The sequence below is a fragment of the Flagellimonas olearia genome (assembly GCF_009184425.1).
GTDB classification, from domain to species: Bacteria; Bacteroidota; Bacteroidia; order Flavobacteriales; family Flavobacteriaceae; genus Flagellimonas; species Flagellimonas olearia.
Window position 1 is genome coordinate 1 of record NZ_WELG01000222.1, and the last position, 306, is coordinate 306.

Sequence of the window (306 nt, forward strand, 5' to 3'; positions counted from 1 at the left end):
AAAGAGCTTAAAGAGGTTTTGATTGTGGATGGGTTTGATTTGGAATTAGCCCACCAGCTTTTTAAATACGACACGCATATAGATTTTGTGCAAGCGGATGAGAAGATTTTAGACAGCTTCATTAGTTTTTTCCCCCATTTCCATGAAGTGAAAAACAACAAAAATTTCACGCACGCTAAACAACTCTTAGATTTAGACATTAAAAAATACGATTTGATTCTTTGCTTGCAAGAGCCAGATATTCATCAAATTGATGGTTTAAAAAGAATGCTTAAAGAAGATGGGGTGTTGATTTCTGTAGCCAAA

At 34.6% G+C, this 306-nt stretch carries 1 pseudogene; it reads left to right on the forward strand.

What is annotated here, in order from left to right:
• A pseudogene (gene speE, locus F8C76_RS20125) lies at positions 1-306 on the forward strand (polyamine aminopropyltransferase); the annotation flags it as partial.